The following is a 20,375-nucleotide window of genomic DNA, read 5'->3' on the forward strand; positions in this document are numbered from 1 at the left end:
GGTCAGCGACCTCGGAACTCTGGACGCCGCTTCTCCTGGAACGCCGCGAACCCCTCGCGGTAGTCGGCGGTGTCGCAGAGCGCAGCCTGCGCGCGGTTCTCCGCGGAGATCGCGTCCCACAGTCCGACTCGATGCGCGCGCAGCTGCGCGATCAGACGCTTGCTCGCGACGAACGCCTGCGTCGCACCCGCAGCCGCGGTGGTCGCGGCATCCTGGACCGCCTGCTCGAGCTCGGCGGCGGGATAGCACCGTGAGAAGAGACCGGCATGCACCGCCTCCTCCCCGGACATCAGCCTGCCGGTGTAGATGAGGTCGAGCGCCCGGTGCGCGCCGAGGCGCTCGAAGAACAGCGCGTGGCCGCCGGAGTCGAGCGTGGCCCCGAGGGCGGCGAAGGGCGACCCGATTTTCGCGTCGTCTGCGACGTAGACGACGTCGGTTGCGATGAGGAGGCCGAGTCCGACCCCCAGCGCCGCGCCCTGCGCCACGGCGAAGGTCGGCGCGGGGAACTCCGCCATCGTCCGCATGAGGGGCGCGACCAGACCTTCGAGGTAGCCGAGCACGTCGTCGTCGCGGGGATCGACGCCGGAGATGTCGCGTCCGGCGCAGAAGGACCGCCCCTCCCCCGTCAGCGTCAGCGCGCGCACCCCTTCACGGCCCGCTGCCCGGTACGCCTCGTGGAGATCGCGCACGGCCTGCTCGTCGAGAGCGTTGAGCCGCGCGGGATTGTCGAGGCGGATGTGGGCGACGTCGCCCTGGATCTGGAGATCGATCACGGATGCCTCAGCTGTCGTAGTCGACCGTGACGCGGTCGGTGGTCGGGTGGGACTGACAAGTGAGCACGTAGCCGCGGTCGAGCTCGTCGGGCTCGAGGGCGTAGTTGTCGGTCATGTGCACGGATCCTGCGAGCACCCGGGCCCGACAGGTGCCGCACACTCCCCCGGCGCACGCGAAGGGCACGTCCGGGCGGACGCGGAGCGCGGCATCCAGGATCGACTCGTTCGCGTCGACGGGACTGTCGACCGTCGCGGATTGGCCGTCGAGCGTGAACTCGATCGTCACGGTCGGCGCATCGTCGCGGACGACGACGGGTGGCCGGGGTCCTCGTCTCTCCTCCCCCGTCGAGAACAGCTCGAAGCGCACCCGCTCGTCCTCCACGCTCCGGACGCGGAGGGTCTCGCGGCAGAGCTGGACGAGCTCGAGGGGTCCGCAGAGGAACCACTCATCGACCGTCTCGGGCCGGACCAGGCCGTCGAGGATGCGTCCGAGCCGCTCCTCGTCGATCCGCCCGGACAGCACCGGCGCCGCCCGCTGCTCGCGTGAGAGCACGTGGTGCAGCGCGAACCGCGTCGGGTACCGGTCCTTGAGGTCGGCGAGTTCCTCGAGGAACATGACGTCCTTCGTGGAGCGGTTGGTGTAGACCAGGCTGAAACGCGCGGTCGCCGAGCGTGCCAGGACGGTCGTCGCGAGCGACATGAGCGGGGTGATGCCCGAGCCCGCGGCGATACCGGCCACGTGCACCGCCGCGAGATCATCGATGCTCGACGTGAATCCGCCCTGCGGGCTCATGACCTCGAGTTCGTCGCCGACCCGCAGTCCCTCCTGCGCCCAGGTCGAGAAGCGACCCCCGTGGTCGCGTTTGATCGCGACGCTGATGGATGTCCGGCTCGGGGGCCGGCAGAGCGAGTAGGAGCGTCGGGCGTCCTCGCCGTCCAGGGTGGTGCGCAGAGCCACGTACTGCCCCGGCAGGTACCGGTACTCGTCGACGAGACGCTCCGGGATCTCGAAGGTCACCTCCACGGCGTCGGCCGTGAGGGGCCGGATGTCGCTCACCGCGAGCGTGTGGAATCGGGCTCGGGCGCGGGGTCCACGCGCGCCGCCGACCGCGCTCGACACCAGCGCGTCCGCGATCGCTGCAGGGTCCGTCATCGTCGACGCATCCGTCATGTCAGTGCACCTTGAAGTGATCGAAGGGTTCGAGGCAGGCGAGGCACTCGAAGAGCGCCTTGCAGGAGGTCGATCCGAAGCGCGACACCTCGCGGGTGCGAAGCGACCCGCACTGCGGGCACTTCACCGCGAGCGCGACCCGGATCGGTCCCGTGGCGGCTGCGGCCGTGCCCGTCGGCGGCGCGATGCCGTACGCCTCGAGCTTGCGCTTGCCCTGGTCGGTCATCCAGTCGGTGGTCCACGCAGGCGACAGCACGGTGGTGACGTGGATCCGGTCGTATCCGGCTGCTGAGAACGCGAGCTCGAGATCCTGCCGGATCGTGTCCATCGCGGGGCACCCCGAGTAGGTCGGCGTGACCGTCACCGTCACCTGCCCGGCGTCCTCGCGCACGTCCCGCAGGATGCCGAGGTCCTCGATGGTGAGGACCGGCACCTCGGGGTCGTGGACGGATGCCGCGATGCGCCACGCGTCGGCCGTCGCCGTCACCACGTCGCCCCCGGGTGCTGACGAGCGAGCACCTGCATCTCGGCGAGGAGGTAGCCGAGCGTCGGGAAGTGCCCGCCCGTGCGGCCCCGACCCATGGCCGGCGGCACATCGGGGACCTCCAGTGTCGCCTCGCGCAGCACCTCGTCGATCACCTCGTCGAAGCGAGGGCGGAGCGTGGACGGCCGGACGGCGGCGGTGCCGAGGCGGTCGATCAGCTCGTCGTCCTCGAAGAGCTCCGCCACGTACGGCCACACGTCCTGCACGGCGACGGCCATCCGTCGGTGCGACTCGTCCGTTCCGTCACCGAGCCGGAGCGTCCACTGCACGGCGTGATCACGGTGGTAATCGACCTCCTTCACCGCTTTCGCCGCCACGGCGGCGATCGTCGGATCGGACGAGGCCGACAGTGCCGAGTAGAGCTCGAACATGTAGACGGATGCGGCCAGCTGGCGCGCGATCGTGTGCGCGAAGTCCCCGTTCGGCTGCTCGAACAGCCAGGCGGAGCGGAACTCGACCTCGTCGCGGAGGTATGCGAGGTCGTCCTCGCTGCGCCCGTCCCAGGTGCCGGCGAACCGCAGCAGCGATCGCGCGTGCCCGAGCAGATCCAGGGCGATGTTGGCGAGGGCGACGTCTTCCTCGAGCTCGGGCGCCCGGGCGATCCAGCCCGAGAGCTGCTGCGCGAGGATGAGCGCGTCGTCGCCGAGGCGGAGGGCGTACTCCGCGAGGTCGGCGGAGCTCGCGCGACCCTCCGCGCCGCTCAGCTCGGACGCGAGGTCGATCGTGTCGACCGTCACGTCGCCGTGCACGTCGTCGGCCCCGCTCACAGGTGCGGCACCCCTTCGGTCGCCGTGTAGTACACGGCGTGGCGGTAGTTCTTGCCCGCAGGGCTTTCGAAGAAGGCGCCCTTCGCGTCGGGGTCACTCGTGGTGACCGCCTCGGACGGCACGACCCAGATCGAGACGCCCTCGTTCCGACGGGTGTACAGGTCGCGTGCGTTCCGCAGCGCCAGCTCCGCGTCGGGCGCGTGCAACGAACCGACGTGGACGTGGCTGAGGCCGCGGCCCGCGCGGACGAACACCTCCCACAGCGGCCAGGTCTCCCCCGAGGTCGCTCCCGGCGTCGCCATCAGGCCACCTCCGCCGCACGCTCGGCGCGCTTGCGCGCATACTCGGCCGCAGCCTCGCGGACCCACGCGCCGTCCTCGTGGGCACGGCGGCGGTTCTGGAGACGCACCGCGTTCATCGGCCCGCGGCCGGCGAGGATCTCGTGGAACTCGGTCCAGTCGATTTCGCTCGTGTGCCAGCGCCCGGCATCCGCGTCGTAGCGGAGCTCGGGATCCGGCAGGGTCACCCCGAGGATCTCGGCCTGGGGCACCAGCATCCCGATGAACCGCTGCCGCAGTTCGTCGTTCGAGAACCGCTTGATCTTCCACGCCATCGACTGCGCGGAGTTCGGCGACTGGTCGTCGGGCGGACCGAACATCATGAGGCTCGGCCAGTACCACCGGTCCACCGCGTCCTGCGCCATGTCACGCTGAGCCTGCGTGCCCTGCATGAGCGTGAGCAGGATCTCGAACCCCTGACGCTGGTGGAACGACTCCTCCTTGCAGATCCGCACCATCGCGCGGCCGTACGGACCGTAGGACGCCCGGCACAGGGGCACCTGGTTCGCGATCGCGGCGCCGTCCACCAGCCAGCCGATCGCCCCCATGTCGGCCCATGTCGGCGTCGGGTAGTTGAAGATCGACGAGTACTTGGCCTTGCCGTCGATGAGCTGCTGCGTCATCTCGTCGCGCGTGATGCCGAGCGTCTGGGCCGCGGAGTACAGGTAGAGCCCGTGACCCGCTTCGTCTTGGACCTTCGCCATGAGGATCGCCTTGCGCTTGAGGCTCGGTGCGCGGCTGATCCAGTTGCCCTCGGGCTGCATGCCGATGATCTCGGAGTGACCGTGCTGCGAGATCTGGCGGATGAGCGTCTTGCGGTACGCCGCCGGCATCCAGTCCCGAGGCTCGATCCGCTGCTCGGCGGCGATGAGCCCGTCGAAGTGCGACTGCTCGTCGGCATCGTCGGTCACGACGGTGAGCTCGGGCGAAGGAGTCATCATCGATCCTTTCCAGAACGATCGTTCAGTAAGTTTAGCGTCGGCCGCTCGCGGCGGCAATGGGTCAGCGGTTGTCGTAGACGCGCTTGTACTTGCCCTCGCTGCGAGGCAGCGCGCCGGGCTCCTCGAGCTCGACGTCGACGGTCGTGCCGATGTGCACCTTGATCCGCTGCTGCAGCACCTTCGCCGCCGCCTCACAGACCGACCGTTCGAGCGCCGGGTGGCGCTCGATGCGCACCGTCATGCAGTCCATCCGGCCGTGTTTCGTCAGCTCGAGGACGAAATGCGGCGTCAGGGTCTCGATCCCCATCACGAGCTCCTCGATCTGCGTGGGGAAGAGATTGACGCCGCGGAGGATGATCATGTCGTCGTTGCGGCCGGTGATCTTCTCCATCCGCCGCATGGCGGGGTACGCGGTGCCGGGCAGGAGCCGAGTGAGATCACGCGTGCGATAGCGGATGACGGGGAACGCCTCCTTCGTGAGCGAGGTGAAGACGAGCTCGCCGAGCTCGCCGTCCGCGACCCGCTCCCCCGTCGCCCCGTCGATCGCCTCCGGCAGGAAGTGGTCCTCCCAGATGTGCGGACCGTCCTTCGTCAGCACGCTCTCGCTCGCGACACCGGGACCCATGACCTCGCTCAGGCCGTAGATGTCGACGGCGTCGATCGCCAGCCGGCGCTCGATCTCGGACCGCATCTCATTCGTCCACGGCTCGGCCCCGAGCACCGCGACGCGCAGCGACGTCGCGCGAGGATCCATGCCGGCCGCTTCGATCGCATCCGCGATGGTCAGCAGATAGCTGGGCGTGCAGAGGATCGCGGCCGGTTCGAAGTCGCGGATCAGCTGCACCTGCCGGGCGGTCTGTCCGCCCGACATCGGGATGACGGTGGCACCGAGCGCCTCGATGCCCGCGTGCGCGCCGAGTCCGCCCGTGAAGAGCCCGTAGCCGTACGCGTTGTGCACCCGCATCCCGGCGGTGATGCCGGCCGCACCCAGCGATCGCGCGACGAGCGAGGCCCACCGGGAGAGGTCGCCCTCGGTGTACCCGACGACCGTCGGACGACCCGTCGTCCCGGACGACGCGTGGATGCGCCGGACCTGTTCCATCGGCACGGCGAACATGCCGAACGGGTAGGTCTCCCGCAGGTCCTCCTTCGTGGTGAAGGGCAGCCGACGGACGTCGTCGAGCGAGCGGATGTCGTCGGGCGTGACGCCGGCATCGGCGAACTTCCGGCGGTACAGCGGCACGTGCTCCCACGCATGGTGGACCGTCCATTGCAGTCGCTCGAGCTGCAGCGCTTCGAGCTCGGCGCGCGAGATCGCCTCCGGCGCCGTCGCAGCGCGGACGGGGGCAGCGGTGGTCGTCTTCGACATCGCGTCTCCTTCTCGTTCGGGTCCAGTCCGACGGGCCGGCGCGGTTCGGACGGCGGGTTCAGGTCGGACGGCGGGTTCAGGTCGGACGGCGGGTGGTGAGGGATCGGCCGCGGAACTCGGCGACCGTGTCGCCGGTCGCGTCGGTCACGGTGACGTCGTAGACGCCGGCCCGACCCGAACGGGAGCGTCGCCTCGCGTGCGCGGTGAGGACGGCACCGGCGCGCGTCGACTTCACGAAGACGATGTCTGCGCCGGCAGCGACGGTGACGGCATCGTCCTCGTTGCATGCGAGGGCGAACGCGGTGTCGGCGAGGGTGAACACGAATCCCCCGTGCGTGATCCGGAACCCGTTCGTCATGTCCTCGCGGACGGTCATCGACACGACGGATTCACCGGGCTCATCGCGTTCGACGATCATCCCGAGCGAGGCGGACGCGAGGTCGTGCTGCATCATCTCGCGGAGCTCGGTCCCGCTCATCGGGCGCTCACCACCTCGGGTCGGGGCTCGGCGTCGGTCTTGGCGACCAGCGTGAGGACGTCGTAGGTGGCGACGATCTCGTCCTGCTGGTTGCGGATGACGGCATCCCAACGGACCTCGCCGTACTCGTCGGTCTCGCGCGGTGTGATCTGCTTCGCCGTCAGCGCGACCCGGATCTCGTCGCCCGGTGACACCGGTGTGATGAACCGGAGGTTCTCCAGTCCGTAGTTGGCCAGCACCGGCCCGGGATCCGGGTCGACGAAGAGCCCGGCCGCCCACGAGACCAGCAGGTAGCCGTGGGCCACCCGCCCGGGGAAGAAGGGGTTCGCCGCGGCCGACTCCTCGTCCATGTGCGCGTAGAACGTGTCACCGGTGAACTCCGCGAACGTCTCGATGTCGGCGAGGCTCACCGTGCGGGCGACGGACTCGATGCCGTCGCCGATCCGCAGGTCTGCCAACGACTTCCGGAACGGATGCGTCCCGTCGACGCGGTGCGCGGCGCCGGCATGCCACACGCCCGTGATGGCGGTCAGCATGTCGGGCGAGCCCTGGATCGCGGTGCGCTGCATGTGGTGCAGGACCGCCCGGATGCCGCCGAGCTCCTCTCCCCCGCCGGCGCGACCGGGTCCCCCGTGCACGAGGTGCGGCACGGGGGCGCCGTGCCCGGTCGAGGTGCGCGCGTTCTCACGGCTCAGGAAGAGCACCCGACCGTTGAAGGCGCCGATGCGGGTGAGGAGCTCGACGGCGACGTCCTGGTCGTGCGTCACGACGCTCGTGACGAGCGAGCCGCCACCGCGCGCGACGAGGTCGGCGGCATCCGCGATCGAGTCGTACTCGAGGATGCTCGCGACCGGGCCGAACGCCTCGACCTCGTGGGCGGCGGGCGCCGTCGGGTCGGCGAAGGCGAGGAGCATGGGAGCGAGGAACGCGCCGTCGTCGGTCACGCCCACCGTGCCGTCGGCGCGGACGGTCTGCGGTGCGTCGGTCGAGCCCACGAGAAGGTGTCCACCGGCATCCTGCAGCTTCGCGACCTGTCGCAGGACGTCGTCCCGCTGTGCGAGCGAGACGAGCGGCCCCATGGTGACGCCGTCGGCCCGCGGATCGCCGATGACGACGCGCGATTCGATCTTGGTGCGGAGTGCGTCGGCGACGTCGCCCGCGACGCCGGCGGGGACGATGGCGCGGCGGATCGCCGTGCACTTCTGCCCGGCTTTGGTCGTGAGCTCGACCATCAGCTGGCTGACGAAGGCGTCGAACTCCGGCGTGCCCGGACGCGCATCCGGGCCGAGGACGGACGCGTTGATGGAGTCCGTCTCACTCGTGAACCGCACCTCGCCGGACTCGATGCGCGGATGGTCTCGAAGCCGGGCCGCCGTCGATGCGCTGCCCGTGAAACCCACGAGGTCGCCCAGGCGCAGGTGGTCGAGCACGTCGCCGAACCGGCCGCTGACCAGCTGCAATGATCCGTCCGGCAGCAGGCCCGTCTCGACGAGGATGCGGACCCACGCCTCGGCGACGTAGACCGTGGGCGTCGCGGGCTTGACGATGGTCGGGACGCCCGCGAGGAACGCCGGGGCGAACTTCTCGAGCGCGCCCCACATCGGGAAGTTGAACGCGTTGATCTGCACGGCGACGCCGGGGAGGCGGGTGAACACGTGCTCGCCGAGGAAGGAGCCGTCCTTCGAGAGCGGCTCGACCGGGCCGTCGACGACGACCCGCGCGTTCGGCAGTTCGCGGCGCCCTTTCGACGAGTAGGTGAACAGCACACCGATGCCCCCGTCGACATCGCTCAAGGAATCCCGCCTCGTCGAGCCGCTGTGCATCGAGAGGGCGTACAGCTCCTCCTTGCGGCCCGACAGCGCGAGCGCGAACTGCTTGAGGAGCATCGCTCGTTCGTGGAAGGTGAGCGCTCCGAGTGAGCGCTGCCCGACCGTCCGCCCGTGATCGAGGACGCCCGGCACGTCGATGCCCGCCGTGCTGACGCGCGCGACGACGGCGCCGGTCGACGCATCCTGCACCTCGGTCACGTCGCCCAATGCCGGCGGCGTCCACCAGCCGTCGCGCACGTAGCTGGGAAGGATGCTGCTCACGAGTCACTCCATTCGTAGAATCCGATGCCGCTCTTGCGCCCGAGGCGACCGTCCTCGACCATCTCGCGCAGCAGGCGCGGGGGCTCGAACCGCGGGCCGAGCTTCGCGGCGAGCTCCTCCGCGATCCCGAGGCGGACGTCGAGCCCGACGATGTCGGTGGTGCGCAGCGGACCGGTGGGATGCCGGTAGCCGAGCTCCATCGCGGCGTCGATGGCCGCGACATCCGCCACGCCCTCCTCGACCATCCGGATGGCTTCGAGGGCCAGGGCGACACCCAGCCGGCTCGACGCGAAGCCCGGGGCATCGCGGACGACGACCGGCGTCTTCCCGAGCGCCTGCACCCAGCCGACCGCGGCCTCGCGGAGGGTGTCGGCGGTCCGCGCGCCGACCACGACCTCGACGAGACCCGACGCGGGAACGGGGTTGAAGAAGTGCAGGCCGATGAAGTCGGCGGGCCGCTCCAACGCACCGGCGAGGTCGTCGATGGAGATCGAGGAGGTGTTGGTGGCGAGGGCGGCATCGGTGCGGACGGCGGATGCCGCGCGCCGGAGCGCCTCGACCTTCAGCTGCCGGTCCTCGGGCACCGCTTCGATCACGAGGTCGGCATCGGCCAGTGCGGTCGGATCGACGACCGCCTCGACGAATGCCCGCAGGTCGTCGAGCGACGCCGTCGTGGCGCCGCGGTCGACGGAGATCGCGAGGCTGCGCTGGATGCGGGCATCCGCTGCATCCGCCGCGTCCGCGTCGCGCTCGACGACCACGACGCGGGAGCCGGCGAGGACGAACGCGTGCGCGATGCCGGCCCCCATCCTGCCGCCGCCGATGACGCCCACCACGCCCGGCGCTCCGGCCGACGCGGCGGTCACCGGTCCGCCTTCCGCGCGAGGAATCGGGTCATGCGCTGCTCCTTCTCGGGACGCTCGAAGAGCTCGGCCTGCAGGTCGAGTTCGATCGCGGGATGCTGGTCGGCCACCGCGAGCAGCGCCGTCTTGGTGTGTCGCGTGGCGAGGGCGTCGTTCGCCGCGATGCGATCGGCGATCGCGTGCGCGGCCGCGAGGACCTCGCCGGACTCGTGCAGCGACGAGAGGAGTCCCCAGGCGAGCGCTTCCTCCGCGCGGAGGATGCGCCCGGTGAGGAGCATCTCGCTCGCGCGCGCATGGCCGACGATTTCGGGAAGACGCCACGTCGCACCGGCGGCGGCGATGATTCCGAGCCCGGTCTCCGGGTTCCCGATGCGCGCGGACGGCGTGCCGATGCGGATGTCGGCCGCGTACGCGAGCTCGGCGCCGCCCCCGAGGGCCCACCCGTCGATCGCGGCGATCACCGGCATCGGCAGCGCGCGCACGCGCCGGAACGCGTGGGTGTTGATGCCGCGGCGGGCATCCTCTGCGCGGCGCTCCCGCAGCTGCGCGATGTCGGCACCCGCGGCGAAGACGCCGCCCGCACCGTGCAGGATGAGGACCCGCGGATGCGCCTCGAGCTCGTCGCAGACGGCGTGGAGCGCGTCGATCATCTGCTGATCGATCGCGTTCTTCTTCTCCGGACGGGACAGGGTGACGACCGTGCGATCGGACGCACGCTCGACCGTGAGCGCGTCAGCCATCGATCCGCTCCACGATCATCGCGGTCCCCTGGCCGACGCCGACGCACATCGTCGCGAGGCCGTATCGCCCACCGCCACGTTCGAGGCGGCCGAGCAGGGTGACCAGCAGACGCGAGCCGCTGGAACCGAGCGGATGCCCGAGCGCGATCGCGCCCCCGTCGGCGTTGACGATCTCGGGGTCGAATCCCAGGCGGCGGACGCAGGCCAGGGACTGCGAGGCGAAGGCTTCGTTCAGCTCGACGGCGTCGAGGTCGTCGGTGGTCAGACCGGCCCTTGCGAGCGCCCGCTCCGTCGCCGGCACGGGACCGAGTCCCATGATCTCGGGGGCGAGGGCGGCCGTCGCGGAGGCGACGATCCGCGCACGGGGCCGCAGACCGTGCCGATCAACCGCCGCAGCGCTGGCGACGACGACGGCGGATGCCCCGTCGTTCAGCGAACTCGAGTTGCCCGCCGTCACGACCGAACCTCCCGCGACGACCGGCCGGAGCCCCGCCAGCACCTCCGCCGACGTATCGCGCCGAGGCCCCTCGTCGGCGTCGACCCGACCGCGCCGCGTCGGGACCGCCACGATCTCGGCCGCGAACCGACCGGCATCGATCGCGTCGACTGCGCGCCGGTGGCTGCGGAGGGCGAAGGCGTCGGCGTCCTCACGAGAGATGCCGTCGACCCGGGCGACCTCCTCGGCGGTCTCCGGCATCGTGAACGTCACCTTCGCCCGCCCGGCGAGTCGCGGGTTCGTGAACCGCCAGCCGATCGAGGTGTCGAACGACTCCCCCGGCTTCGACCAGGCCCGGGGCGGCTTCGCCTGCACCCAGGGGGCTCGCGTCATGGATTCCACCCCGCCCGCGACGATCGCGTCGGCATCCCCCGCTCGGATCGCCTGCGACGCCAGCGCGATGGCGGACATCCCCGACGCGCAGAGTCGGTTGACGGTCAAACCCGGGACCGTGTCGGGCAGACCCGCCAGCAGCACGGCCATCCGGGCGACGTTGCGATTGTCCTCCCCCGCCTGGTTCGCGGCGCCGAGGTACACCTCGTCGAGCGCCCCGTCGGGGAGGCCCGATCGGGCTATCGCTTCGCGGACGACGAGTGCGGCGAGATCGTCGGGACGCACGTCGGCGAGAGCTCCCCCGTAGCGGCCCACCGGGGTGCGGACACCACCCACCAGGTATGCCTCGGACATCGTCATCCTCCATGAGCGCCAGTGCTCCGGGACTGCGGACTATTTGCAGACCGTTCGTTCAGTAATAGTGTCAGACGTGGACGTGGAGGACAACTCGAGCAGAGGATGAGACGTGACGAACGAACTGTGGTCCATCTCCCCCGGCGCGCTGGACGACAAGCTCGGCATCGAGCTGCTGTCGCAGTCCGCCGACCAGGTGGTGACGCGGATGCCGGTCGCCGGCAACACGCAGTCCCTCGGGCGCCTGCACGGCGGCGCCACCGCGGCGCTCGCCGAGGCCACGGGCTCCTGGGCGGCGATGATCCATGCCAGCACGATGGGCAAGGTCTGCGTCGGGGTGGACCTCAACATCACCCACCATCGGGGCCCCCGCGGCGACACCGTGACCGCGACGGCGACGGCGCTCCACCGCGGTCGGCGGACGGCGACCTACGATATCCGCGTGGCGGACGGGGCCGGCGGCCTGGTCGCCACCGCTCGGATCACGAATCTCATCGTCGATGCCTGACCCACGTCGACGATGACAGACTGACCGGATGGACACCGCACCCGCCACCGCGCGACGAGGTCGCCCCGGTCACGATCGGGAAGGCGTGCTCGACGCTGCCGTCGCACTCTTCAACGAGCGCGGCTACGACGCGACGTCGGTGGCGGACGTCGCCGGGCGGCTGGGAGTGACGAAGTCCGCGCTGTACCACCACTTCCCGTCGAAGGAAGCCGTGCTCGACATCGCTCTCGGTCGCGCGCTGGACAGCCTCGAGGCGACCCTCGACCGACCCCGCGGGGAGCGCACCGCCCTCGAAGAGCTGCGCGACGTCTTCCGCGGCGCGACGGACGCGCTCGTCGCGAACCTGCCCTACGTCACCCTGCTGCTGCGCGTCCGCGGCAACGGGGAGGTCGAGCAGCGCGCCCTGTCGCGCCGGCGCACCTTCGACCAGCGCGTGACAGCGCTCGTCGCCGAGGCCCAGCGGGACGGCGACATCCGCGACGACGTGGATGCCGCCGTCGCAGCACGTCTCATCTTCGGCATGATCAACTCGCTCGTCGAGTGGTACCGGCCGGATGGCCCCATCGACGGCTCCCGCCTCGGCCACGACGTCGTGACCCTCGCCATCGACGGCCTGCTGCCACCGGCATCCGTGTGAGCGCGACGCCGGATCAGGTCGGCGACGCGTACTCCTCCTCGGACCACTCCTGCGGCTCGCCGGGCATGTACGTGCCGAAGGTCCACTCGTACCCCTCGGGGTCGCGCACCCGGAACCGATAGTTGCCCCACTCCGTGTCCGTCGGCTCGATGACGACCTCCGCGCCGGCGGCGACGGCCGTGCGGAATGCGGCATCCACCTCCGCGGCATCGTCGCGCACGATGACGAGGCCCAGTCCTACCGACTCGCCGCGCGGTTCCGGCCGGGAGTAGCCCGCCCGATCGCTGAACACGGTGAACACCGCGTCTCCCAGCCGCACCTCCGCGTGCATGACGCCGCCGTCCTCGTCGGGCCATTGCGTCACCACCGTCACGCCGAACGCGCGCCGCAGCCACTCGAGCATCGCGGGGGCATCCCGGTAGGGCACCTGCGCGTACAGACCGCTCATGCTCCGCTCCGTGCAGGCTCGCGCCGGCGGCGTGCCGCGGCCACCCAGAACGCCGGCCGTTCCCCGGTCTCATCCTGCGAGACATCGGCTCGGAGCCATCCCTCACCCATGTCGCGTCGACGGGGGCCCATCACGGCACGCTCGCGGTCGGACTCCTGTCGCAGGACGGCATCCTCGTGACGGTCGACACGCACGAGCAGGCTGCCGTCCCTATTGACCGCCAGAAGCATCTCGTCGTCGACCATGAGGGCGATGCAGCCGAACATCGACTTCTCCACCGGATGCAGGTCCGCCACGAGCCCGCGGATCGCCTCGAGGGTGGCAGCCCGCGCCTCGCTCACGACGAGACCGTCACGCCCGGTGAGAAGGCGACGTAGCCGGAGAAGTCCTTGCCGACCCGGTCGAACGCCGTCGGGTACGGGTCGGGGTACGACCACGCCCCATCCTTCAGCGAGTCATCGCCCGCCTCGATGTGGAAGTACTGGCAGACGCCTTTCCACGGACAGGTGTACGGCGTGGGGCTCTCGACGAGCACACCGTCTGCGATCGAGGACGGCGGGAAGTACGGGTTCCCCTCGATGCGGATGATCTCGTCGTCGGATGCCTCCGCGATGACGGTGTCGCCGATGGTGGCCTTCATGTGCTGTCCTCTCGCCGAGACGGCGACGGTGCGCCGCCTGCGCTCAGGGTAGACCCGGCCCCCGACAGGGAACAGCCTCGCGGGGGGACGCGGTATCGCAGGGGTAGCGTTGTCGAGTGCCCACACCCCTCCCCGAGCCGATCCGCGGGCCGCGCTCGTGACGGCCGACGTCTCGCGGGTGGCCGGCTCCGGGCCGGGGTGGCGCGCATGGCTCATCTGGGGCACCGGCGTCGCGGCGTACGTCCTCGCGGTCACCAACCGGACGTCGCTGTCGACTGTCGGGGTCGACGCCGCGGAGCGGTTCCAGGCGGACGCTGCAACCCTGTCGCTCTTCGCGGTCGTCCAGCTCGCGGTGTACGGCGGCATGCAGATCCCCGTCGGCGTGCTGCTCGACCGCTTCGGCTCACGCCCCATCATGACGATCGGGATGCTGCTCATGGCCGCCGGGCAGCTGGTGATGGCCCTCTCACCCAGCGTGGGCGTGGCCATCGTCGCACGCATGCTGCTCGGCGCGGGCGACGCCGCGGTCTTCCCCGCGGTGCTCCGGTTGGTCGCGACCTGGTTCCCCGCGCAGCGTGGCCCGCTCATGGTGCAGCTGACCGGCATCCTCGGCCAAGCGGGTCAGCTCGTCGCCGTCGTCCCCATCGCCGCCGTCCTGCACGCGACCGACTGGACGATCACCTTCGGCGGCATCGCCGGGCTGTGCGTCCTGTTCGCCGTCCTGGTGTTCGCCCTCGTGCGCAACCGCCCGCCGGAGGCGACGCGAGACGTCAGCGTGAACACCGACACCGGCGCCATCCGCGTGGTGACCTCGAGCATCGACACCGGGGTCGGCATCCGGGCGGCGTGGGCGCACCCCGGGACGCGACTGGCGTTCTGGTCGCACTTCACCACCCCGTTCGCGGGCACCGCCTTCATCCTGCTGTGGGGCGTCCCGTTCCTCACGGCCGGCGAGGGCCGCACGCTCGCCGAGGCGACCACGCTGATGTCGCTCTACGTCTTCGCCGGAATGGCGCTGGGTCCCGTCCTCGGCGATCTCTCCCGCCGCATCCCCCACATGCGCTCCCGAGCGCTGGTCCTTCCCGCAGTGGGCGTCCAGTTCGTCGCCTGGATGGTGGTCATCGTCTGGCCTGGTCCCGCGCCGCTGTGGGTGCTCATCGCCCTGATGGTGGCGCTGTCGATGGGCGGCCCCGCCTCGATGATCGCCTTCGACCACGCGCGCACGCACAACCCCACCCACCGGCTCAGCACCGCCACCGGCGTCACGAACGCGGGCGGGTTCCTGGCGGCCCTCGTCGCGGTCTTCGCGATCGGCCTCGCGCTCGACCTCCAGGGTGCCGGGACGCCCGACACCTACCGGCTCGACGCGTTCCGGGTGGCGTTCCTCACGCAACTGCCGCTGTGGCTGCTCGGCGCGATCTTCATCTCGGTCGAACGCAGGCGCACCCGCATCCACCTCGGCTGGGATCAGCCGCGTCAGCCGCGACGCTGACACACGACGAAGGGCTCGGTCTCGGCGACCGGGCCCTTCGTCGTGTCGATGTTCGGGGGTCAGATGGTGCCGTCTCCCGACGTGCGGGTCTCGGAGCGGGTGACCCGCTCCCCCGCGACGGGGTCGACGGTGCGGACGGTCGATTCGCTGGAACGCCGCTTGAACATCAGTGCGAGACCGATGATGAACACCAGCGCTCCCGCACCCATCAGGATGTAGCCGATCATGTCGAGGTTGACGGCCTCCACGTCGACGTTCACCGCGAAGACCAGGATCGCCCCGATCACGAACAGCACGATGCCGGTTCCGATACTCATGAGAGCACTCCCTTTCCAGGATGGTGCTCCCGATGATGGCGGATGCCGACCGCGCCCGGCACCGTCTTGACACCCTCCGGACGACTGTGCCTAGCCGCGCGGCTCGACGCGCAACCAGTCGGCGAACTTCGCCGATCGCCCGTCGCCGGACGACGTCCCGGTCAGACGCCGTTTCACCCAGGGCCCCAGATGCTCGCGGAGGTATCGCGATCGGCCGAGGCGCACGGTCTCGTCGAGACCTTCCAGCCGCCACCACCCGGCGGGCACCTGTTGACCGAGTGCGTCCAGCACCCGTGCCGCGACCCGGTGATGACCACGCGAGTTCATGTGCAGGCGGTCCACGGACCAGAACGACGGGTCCGAGAGCTCGCGGTCGGGCCAGTTGAGGGCCACCACGAGGTCGTCGCGGTCGGCGATGCGGTCGACGACGGCGTGGGACAGTGCATCGCCGCGCCGTTGGATGAGGCGTGGCAGGGGCAGCTGCGCCGACGGGTTCGCCCCCGACAGCACGATCATCGTCACCCCCTCCTCGTCGCAACGGCGCAGCACGTGCGAGAAGGCGTCGGCGGTCCGCGAGATCGGCGTCCGAGGGCGGAGCATGTCGTTGCCGCCGCCGTTGAACGAGAGGTGGGTCGGCCGCAACGCCAGTGCGCGCTCCAGTTGCTCGTCGACGATCGGCTGGATCAGCTTGCCGCGGATGGCGAGGTTCGCGTACGAGATCGCGGCGCCGCGCGAATCGGCCCAGCCCTGCGCGACGAGGTCGGCCCACCCTCGCACGGTCCCATCGGGCAGTTCATCGCCGACGCCCTCCGTGAACGAATCCCCGATGGCGACGTAGCGGATCTCCTGCACCCGGCAAGCCTAGACGGGGCCGTCCACGCCGGTCACTCCTCGAGGCTCCGACCCCGGGCATCCGCGAGCCCCCAGGTCGCCGCCGCCGCGACGACGAAGAACGCGCCCAGCACGACGAACACGAGCGGGACACCGCCGACACCCTGCAACAGGGGAACAGCCGGCGGCGCCAGGATTGACGCGATCCGCCCGACACCCGCGGCCCAGCCCGCCCCCGTCCCGCGAAGGGAGGTCGGATAGGACTCGGGCGTGACCGCGTAGAGCGCACCCCAGGCGCCGAGGTTGAAGAACGAAAGCGCCATGCCCGTCGCGAGGATCATCGGCACGGTCGTGGCCTGCCCGAACAGCAGCGCGGCGACCGCAGACCCGGCCAGGAACACCGACAGGGTCGCCCGACGACCCCATCGCTCGATGAGCCACGCGGCGACGGCGTACCCCGGAAGCTGAGCCAGGGTGATGACGAGCGTGAACCCGAAGGTCCGCACCAGGTCGTACCCCTGCGTGTACAGCAGGGTGGGGATCCAGATGAAGGCGCCGTAGTAGGCGAAGTTGACGCAGAACCAGACGACCCACAGGGATGCCGTGCGTCGCCGCAGCCGCGATGCCCAGAGCGCCCGCAGCCGCTCCCCGACGGTGCTCGCGGCGACGGCGGACGCAGGGGCCGTCGCGGCACCCTCCACACGCCGGGTGCCGAAGAGCGCGGGGGAACGCTCTATGTCGGCGACGACCCGCTCCGCCTCGGCGGCGCGACCTCTCGAGGCGAGCCATCGCGGCGACTCAGGGAGTCCCCACCGCACGACGATGGCGTACACCGCCGGGATCGCGCCGATCGCCAGCGCCCACCGCCACCCATCTTCGACATTCGGGATGACGAGGTACCCGATGAGTGCCGACGCGGTCCAGCCGACGGCCCAGAAGGCTTCGAGGACGACGATGACCCGGCCCCGCATGCGGGCCGGTGCGAACTCGCTCACGTAGGTGCTGGCCACCGGCAGTTCGGCGCCGAGGCCCAGCCCCACCACGAACCGCAGGGCGATGAGCGCGGCGAGCCCGCCCGCCAGGGCGCTCGCCCCCGTCGCGAGCCCGTAGATGAGCAGCGTGAGCGCGAAGACGGAACGCCGACCGATGCGGTCGGCCAGCAGCCCGCCGAGGGTCGCCCCGACGGCCATGCCGGCGAATCCCGCCGAGGCGATCCACGACGACGCCGCCGTGGTCAGCTGCCATTCCGCGACGAGGGCCGCGATGACGAAGGAGATCAGCCCGACGTCCATCGCGTCGAGCGCCCAGCCGGTGCCCGACCCCGTGAGCACCCGGAGGTGCGTGCAGGTGAAGGGCAGACGGTCGAGTCTCGCCCCGGGGGGCGCCGTCGTCGTTTCGGTCATCCCTGCATCGTACGAGTGCGACGGGATGCCCGGCGTCGCCTCACTTCCCCAGCATCTCCCGGACGAGCGGGATCACCCTCGTGCCGTAGAGCTCGACCGATCGCATGAGCTTGTCGTGACCCAAGGTCCCGTTGGCGTACTTCAGGTCGAACCGGCCGGCCCCGAGCGTCTGCACAGTGTCCGCGATCTTCCGCGCGACCGTCTCCGGCGACCCCGCGTAGATGGATCCTCCCGGTCCCACCTCCTGCTGGAACCGCATCCGGCTGTACGGCGGCCACCCGCGTTCGGCGCCGATGGTGTTGTTCTGCGCCTCGAAGCCCGGGTACGCCTCCTCCCACGCTTGCTCGTCGGTCTCGGCGATGTGTCCCGGCGAGTGGATGCCGATGGGCAGGGCCGGGGTGCCGAGCTCGTCGACCGCGCGGTGATACAGGTCGACGTAAGGGCGGAACCGGGCCGCGGGGCCGCCGATGATGGCGAGCATCAGACCGTAGCCGTACCGGGCGGTGCGGATGACGGACTCCGGCGATCCCCCGACGCCGACCCACGCACGGATCCCGTTCTCAGTCTTCGGGAACACATCGGCCTGCGAGAGCGACGCGCGCATCGTCCCCTGCCACGTGACGGGCTTCTCCTCCCGGAGGATCGAGAACAGCTCGAGCTTCTCCTCGAAGAGGGCCTCGTAGTCCGACAGGTCATAGCCGAACAGCGGGAAGGACTCGATGAACGAGCCGCGGCCGAGGATGACCTCCGCGCGTCCGTTCGAGACGGCGTCGAGCGTCGCGAAGCGCTCGTAGACGCGGACCGGGTCGTCGCTCGAGAGCACGGTGACGGCCGTGCCGAGTCGGATGCGCTCGGTCCGGGCGGCGATCGCGGCCAGCACGATCTCGGGACTCGAGACGGCGTACTCGCGGCGGTGATGCTCCCCGACCCCGATGAAGTCGACGCCCACGGCGTCGGCGAGGGCTGCCTGGTCGACGAGGTTGCGGATCGCCTGCGCGTGCGAGACGCGCTGACCGTCGGCATCCAGCGTGATGTCACCGAAGGTGTCGAGTCCCAGTTCCACTGCGGCCACGTCGGCCCCTTTCATTCAGATGCATGAACCTGCGAGGAAGGAGAACGACGGAGGGCGCCGGGTATTCCCGACGCCCCCCGACCGCGGCCCGTCAGCCCTTCGCGAGGGCGGCCCGGAGCGTGTCGAGCCCGACGCCGCCCAGACGCAGCGCGCGCATGTGGAAGCGCTTGACGTCGAAATCCGCTCCCTCGCGCTGCTGCGCGTCGTCGCGGATCTGCTCCCAGATCCGCTGGCCGACCTTGTACGACGGTGCCTGTCCTGGCCAGCCCAGGTACCGGTTCACCTCGAACCGGATGAACTCGTCCGACATGTTCACGTTGCGGCGCATGAATTCCAGCGCATAGTCGGCGTCCCAGACACCGCCGCCGTCCGGGCGCTGCTTGCCGAGGTGCACGCCGATGTCCAGGACGACCCGGGCGGCCCGCATCCGCTGACCGTCGAGCATCCCCAGCCGGTCCGCCGGGTCGTCGAGGTAGCCGAGCTGCTCCATCAGTCGCTCCGCATAGAGGGCCCAGCCCTCGGCGTGTCCGCTCGATCCCGCGAGTAGGCGTCGCCACGAGTTCAGCTCGGTGCGGTTGTAGACGGCCTGGGCGATCTGCAGGTGATGACCGGGAACGCCCTCGTGGTAGACCGTCGTCAGCTCGCGCCACGTGTCGAACGAGTCGACCCCCTCCGGCACCGACCACCACATGCGCCCGGGTCGGGAGAAGTCGTCGGTCGGACCCGTGTAGTAGATCCCACCCTCGTTCGTGGGCGCGATCATGCACTCCAGACGGCGGATGGGCTCGGGGATGTCGAAGTGGGTGCGCCCGAGCTCATCGACCGCCCGGTCGCTGGTCTCCTGCATCCACCGCTGCAGAGCGTCCGTGCTGCGGAGCTTGCGGCTCTCGTCCTGCTCGAGGAACGCGACCGCCTCCTCGACCGAGGCCCCCGCCTTGATCTCGTCGGCGATCGACTCCTGCTCGGCGACCATGCGGGCGAGCTCCTCGACACCCCACTCGTAGGTCTCGTCCAGGTCGATGGTCGCGCCGAGGAACCGTCGGGAATGCAGCGCGTACAACTCGCGGCCCACGGCGTCCACGTCGCCGGACGCGGGCGCGAGCTCGTCGGACAGGAACGCGGCCAGCTGGTCGTAGGCGACCCGAGCGGCGCCGGAGCCTTCCGCGAGGTCGCGGGTGAGGGATGCCGGGAGCTCCCCCTCGGACGACGCCGCACCGCCTGCGAAGGTGGCGAAGAAGCCGGCGTCGCCGGTGTAGCGGGCGATCTGGGTGACGACCTCGGTGACCTGACGGCGAGCAGGGACGACGCCCTGCGCGATGCCGCTGCGCAGCGTCTCGATGTAGCCGGTGATGGCGGCGGGCACCGCGCCCAGGCGCTCCGCGATGACGGCCCAGTCCTCGACCGTGTCGGTCGGCATCAGGTCGAAGACCGCGCGGAGGTCCTGCGCGGGCGAGGCGATCACGTTCACGTCGCGAAGGTGCGCCCCCGCCTCGTGGAGCGCGAGCTGCAGGGAGAGCTCCGATGAGAGGTCCATCTTCGTGACCTCGTCGACCTCGTCGGCGGCCTCGGCGGCCTCGAGGTCGCGGAGGGTTGTCGCAGCGGCTGTCGCCGCCCGTTCGGTCCCTTCCGGCGAGAGGTCGTCGAGACGCCCGTTGTGCTCGAAACGGCCGATATAGGTCGCGAGGCTCGGCGAAAGCTCGGCGAGAGTGTCCACCCAGGCGTCCGCGATCGTGTCGATGCGCGTGGGAGTGCGTTGTTCGTCGGTCATGG

23 protein-coding genes are annotated in these 20,375 nt (G+C 70.6%); 3 read left to right on the forward strand and 20 right to left on the reverse strand.

Annotated elements, in window-relative coordinates:
- Positions 1-2: 2 nt before the first annotated feature.
- The 12 genes from KZX17_RS11885 to KZX17_RS11940 all read right to left on the reverse strand — a co-directional run bounded on the left by KZX17_RS11885 (position 3) and on the right by KZX17_RS11940 (position 11,257).
- Positions 3-773: an enoyl-CoA hydratase/isomerase family protein gene (locus KZX17_RS11885; protein WP_248173757.1), complete on the reverse strand. Its 771-nt coding sequence runs from the start codon at positions 771-773 to the stop codon at positions 3-5.
- A gap of 7 nt (positions 774-780) precedes the next feature.
- Positions 781-1,926 (reverse strand): 1,2-phenylacetyl-CoA epoxidase subunit PaaE, encoded by a 1,146-nt coding sequence (gene paaE, locus KZX17_RS11890; protein ID WP_248173760.1) that lies wholly within the window; start codon positions 1,924-1,926, stop codon positions 781-783.
- A 19-nt stretch (positions 1,927-1,945) separates the two neighbouring features.
- Positions 1,946-2,431: a 1,2-phenylacetyl-CoA epoxidase subunit PaaD gene (gene paaD / locus KZX17_RS11895; RefSeq protein WP_248173763.1), complete on the reverse strand. Its 486-nt coding sequence runs from the start codon at positions 2,429-2,431 to the stop codon at positions 1,946-1,948.
- On the reverse strand, positions 2,428-3,255 hold the full coding sequence (paaC, locus tag KZX17_RS11900) for a 1,2-phenylacetyl-CoA epoxidase subunit PaaC (protein ID WP_248173765.1): 828 nt from the start codon (positions 3,253-3,255) through the stop codon (positions 2,428-2,430). The genes paaD and paaC overlap by 4 nt, the downstream gene beginning before the upstream one ends.
- Complete coding sequence (gene paaB / locus KZX17_RS11905) at positions 3,252-3,557, reverse strand: 1,2-phenylacetyl-CoA epoxidase subunit PaaB (RefSeq protein ID WP_248173767.1); 306 nt, start codon at positions 3,555-3,557, stop codon at positions 3,252-3,254. The genes paaC and paaB overlap by 4 nt, the downstream gene beginning before the upstream one ends.
- Positions 3,557-4,531, reverse strand: coding sequence for a 1,2-phenylacetyl-CoA epoxidase subunit PaaA (paaA, locus tag KZX17_RS11910; RefSeq protein ID WP_374107942.1), 975 nt, complete (start codon positions 4,529-4,531; stop codon positions 3,557-3,559). Before paaA ends, paaB begins: the two co-directional genes overlap by 1 nt.
- A 64-nt stretch (positions 4,532-4,595) precedes the next feature.
- The gene (gene paaK / locus KZX17_RS11915; protein WP_248173773.1) at positions 4,596-5,903 is read right to left on the reverse strand and encodes a phenylacetate--CoA ligase PaaK; all 1,308 of its coding nucleotides are present in this window, start codon (positions 5,901-5,903) and stop codon (positions 4,596-4,598) included.
- Positions 5,904-5,979: 76 nt separating this feature from the next.
- Positions 5,980-6,381, reverse strand: a complete 402-nt coding sequence (gene paaI, locus KZX17_RS11920; protein ID WP_248173776.1) for a hydroxyphenylacetyl-CoA thioesterase PaaI — start codon at positions 6,379-6,381, stop codon at positions 5,980-5,982.
- A complete protein-coding gene (gene paaZ / locus KZX17_RS11925) occupies positions 6,378-8,471 on the reverse strand; it encodes a phenylacetic acid degradation bifunctional protein PaaZ (RefSeq protein WP_248173779.1) in 2,094 nt (697 codons plus the stop codon). Before paaZ ends, paaI begins: the two co-directional genes overlap by 4 nt.
- Positions 8,468-9,337, reverse strand: coding sequence for a 3-hydroxyacyl-CoA dehydrogenase family protein (locus tag KZX17_RS11930; protein WP_308194605.1), 870 nt, complete (start codon positions 9,335-9,337; stop codon positions 8,468-8,470). The genes paaZ and KZX17_RS11930 overlap by 4 nt, the downstream gene beginning before the upstream one ends.
- Positions 9,334-10,074 carry an enoyl-CoA hydratase/isomerase family protein gene (locus KZX17_RS11935; RefSeq protein ID WP_248173782.1) on the reverse strand — a complete coding sequence of 247 codons (741 nt, stop codon included), beginning with the start codon at positions 10,072-10,074 and terminating at the stop codon, positions 9,334-9,336. Before KZX17_RS11935 ends, KZX17_RS11930 begins: the two co-directional genes overlap by 4 nt.
- Entirely contained in the window at positions 10,067-11,257 is a 1,191-nt protein-coding gene (locus KZX17_RS11940; RefSeq protein WP_248173784.1) for an acetyl-CoA C-acyltransferase, read from the reverse strand. The genes KZX17_RS11935 and KZX17_RS11940 overlap by 8 nt, the downstream gene beginning before the upstream one ends.
- 112 nt (positions 11,258-11,369) lie before the next feature.
- Here KZX17_RS11940 and KZX17_RS11945 point away from each other — a divergent pair, with 112 nt between their 5' ends.
- Complete coding sequence (locus KZX17_RS11945) at positions 11,370-11,765, forward strand: PaaI family thioesterase (RefSeq protein WP_248173787.1); 396 nt, start codon at positions 11,370-11,372, stop codon at positions 11,763-11,765.
- Between the two features lie 28 nt (positions 11,766-11,793).
- Positions 11,794-12,402, forward strand: coding sequence for a TetR/AcrR family transcriptional regulator (locus KZX17_RS11950; protein WP_248173790.1), 609 nt, complete (start codon positions 11,794-11,796; stop codon positions 12,400-12,402).
- 13 nt (positions 12,403-12,415) lie between these two features.
- Here KZX17_RS11950 and KZX17_RS11955 read toward each other — a convergent pair whose 3' ends face one another.
- Genes KZX17_RS11955 through KZX17_RS11965 form a run of 3 tightly spaced genes read right to left on the reverse strand, consistent with a single transcriptional unit; the run spans position 12,416 to position 13,490 of the window.
- Positions 12,416-12,850 (reverse strand): VOC family protein, encoded by a 435-nt coding sequence (locus tag KZX17_RS11955; protein WP_248173792.1) that lies wholly within the window; start codon positions 12,848-12,850, stop codon positions 12,416-12,418.
- The gene (locus tag KZX17_RS11960) at positions 12,847-13,191 is read right to left on the reverse strand and encodes a TfoX/Sxy family protein (protein ID WP_248173795.1); all 345 of its coding nucleotides are present in this window, start codon (positions 13,189-13,191) and stop codon (positions 12,847-12,849) included. The genes KZX17_RS11955 and KZX17_RS11960 overlap by 4 nt, the downstream gene beginning before the upstream one ends.
- A complete protein-coding gene (locus tag KZX17_RS11965) occupies positions 13,188-13,490 on the reverse strand; it encodes a DUF427 domain-containing protein (RefSeq protein WP_248173798.1) in 303 nt (100 codons plus the stop codon). Before KZX17_RS11965 ends, KZX17_RS11960 begins: the two co-directional genes overlap by 4 nt.
- Positions 13,491-13,668: 178 nt before the next feature.
- Here KZX17_RS11965 and KZX17_RS11970 point away from each other — a divergent pair, with 178 nt between their 5' ends.
- Entirely contained in the window at positions 13,669-14,982 is a 1,314-nt protein-coding gene (locus KZX17_RS11970) for an MFS transporter (RefSeq protein WP_248174837.1), read from the forward strand.
- Between the two features lie 59 nt (positions 14,983-15,041).
- Here the strand turns inward: KZX17_RS11970 and KZX17_RS11975 are convergent, their stop codons facing one another.
- The 5 genes from KZX17_RS11975 to KZX17_RS11995 form a co-directional block, all read right to left on the reverse strand.
- Positions 15,042-15,299 carry a DUF6458 family protein gene (locus tag KZX17_RS11975; RefSeq protein ID WP_248173801.1) on the reverse strand — a complete coding sequence of 86 codons (258 nt, stop codon included), beginning with the start codon at positions 15,297-15,299 and terminating at the stop codon, positions 15,042-15,044.
- A gap of 90 nt (positions 15,300-15,389) precedes the next feature.
- A complete protein-coding gene (locus KZX17_RS11980) occupies positions 15,390-16,151 on the reverse strand; it encodes an SGNH/GDSL hydrolase family protein (protein WP_248173803.1) in 762 nt (253 codons plus the stop codon).
- A 32-nt stretch (positions 16,152-16,183) separates the two neighbouring features.
- Entirely contained in the window at positions 16,184-17,533 is a 1,350-nt protein-coding gene (locus KZX17_RS11985) for an MFS transporter (protein WP_248173806.1), read from the reverse strand.
- A gap of 40 nt (positions 17,534-17,573) precedes the next feature.
- On the reverse strand, positions 17,574-18,620 hold the full coding sequence (locus KZX17_RS11990) for an LLM class flavin-dependent oxidoreductase (protein ID WP_248173809.1): 1,047 nt from the start codon (positions 18,618-18,620) through the stop codon (positions 17,574-17,576).
- Between the two features lie 76 nt (positions 18,621-18,696).
- Entirely contained in the window at positions 18,697-20,373 is a 1,677-nt protein-coding gene (locus tag KZX17_RS11995) for a DUF885 domain-containing protein (RefSeq protein ID WP_248173812.1), read from the reverse strand.
- Positions 20,374-20,375 lie beyond the last annotated feature (2 nt).

Origin of the sequence: Microbacterium sp. EYE_78 (assembly GCF_023149035.1) — a bacterium.
Classification (GTDB): Bacteria; Actinomycetota; Actinomycetes; order Actinomycetales; family Microbacteriaceae; genus Microbacterium.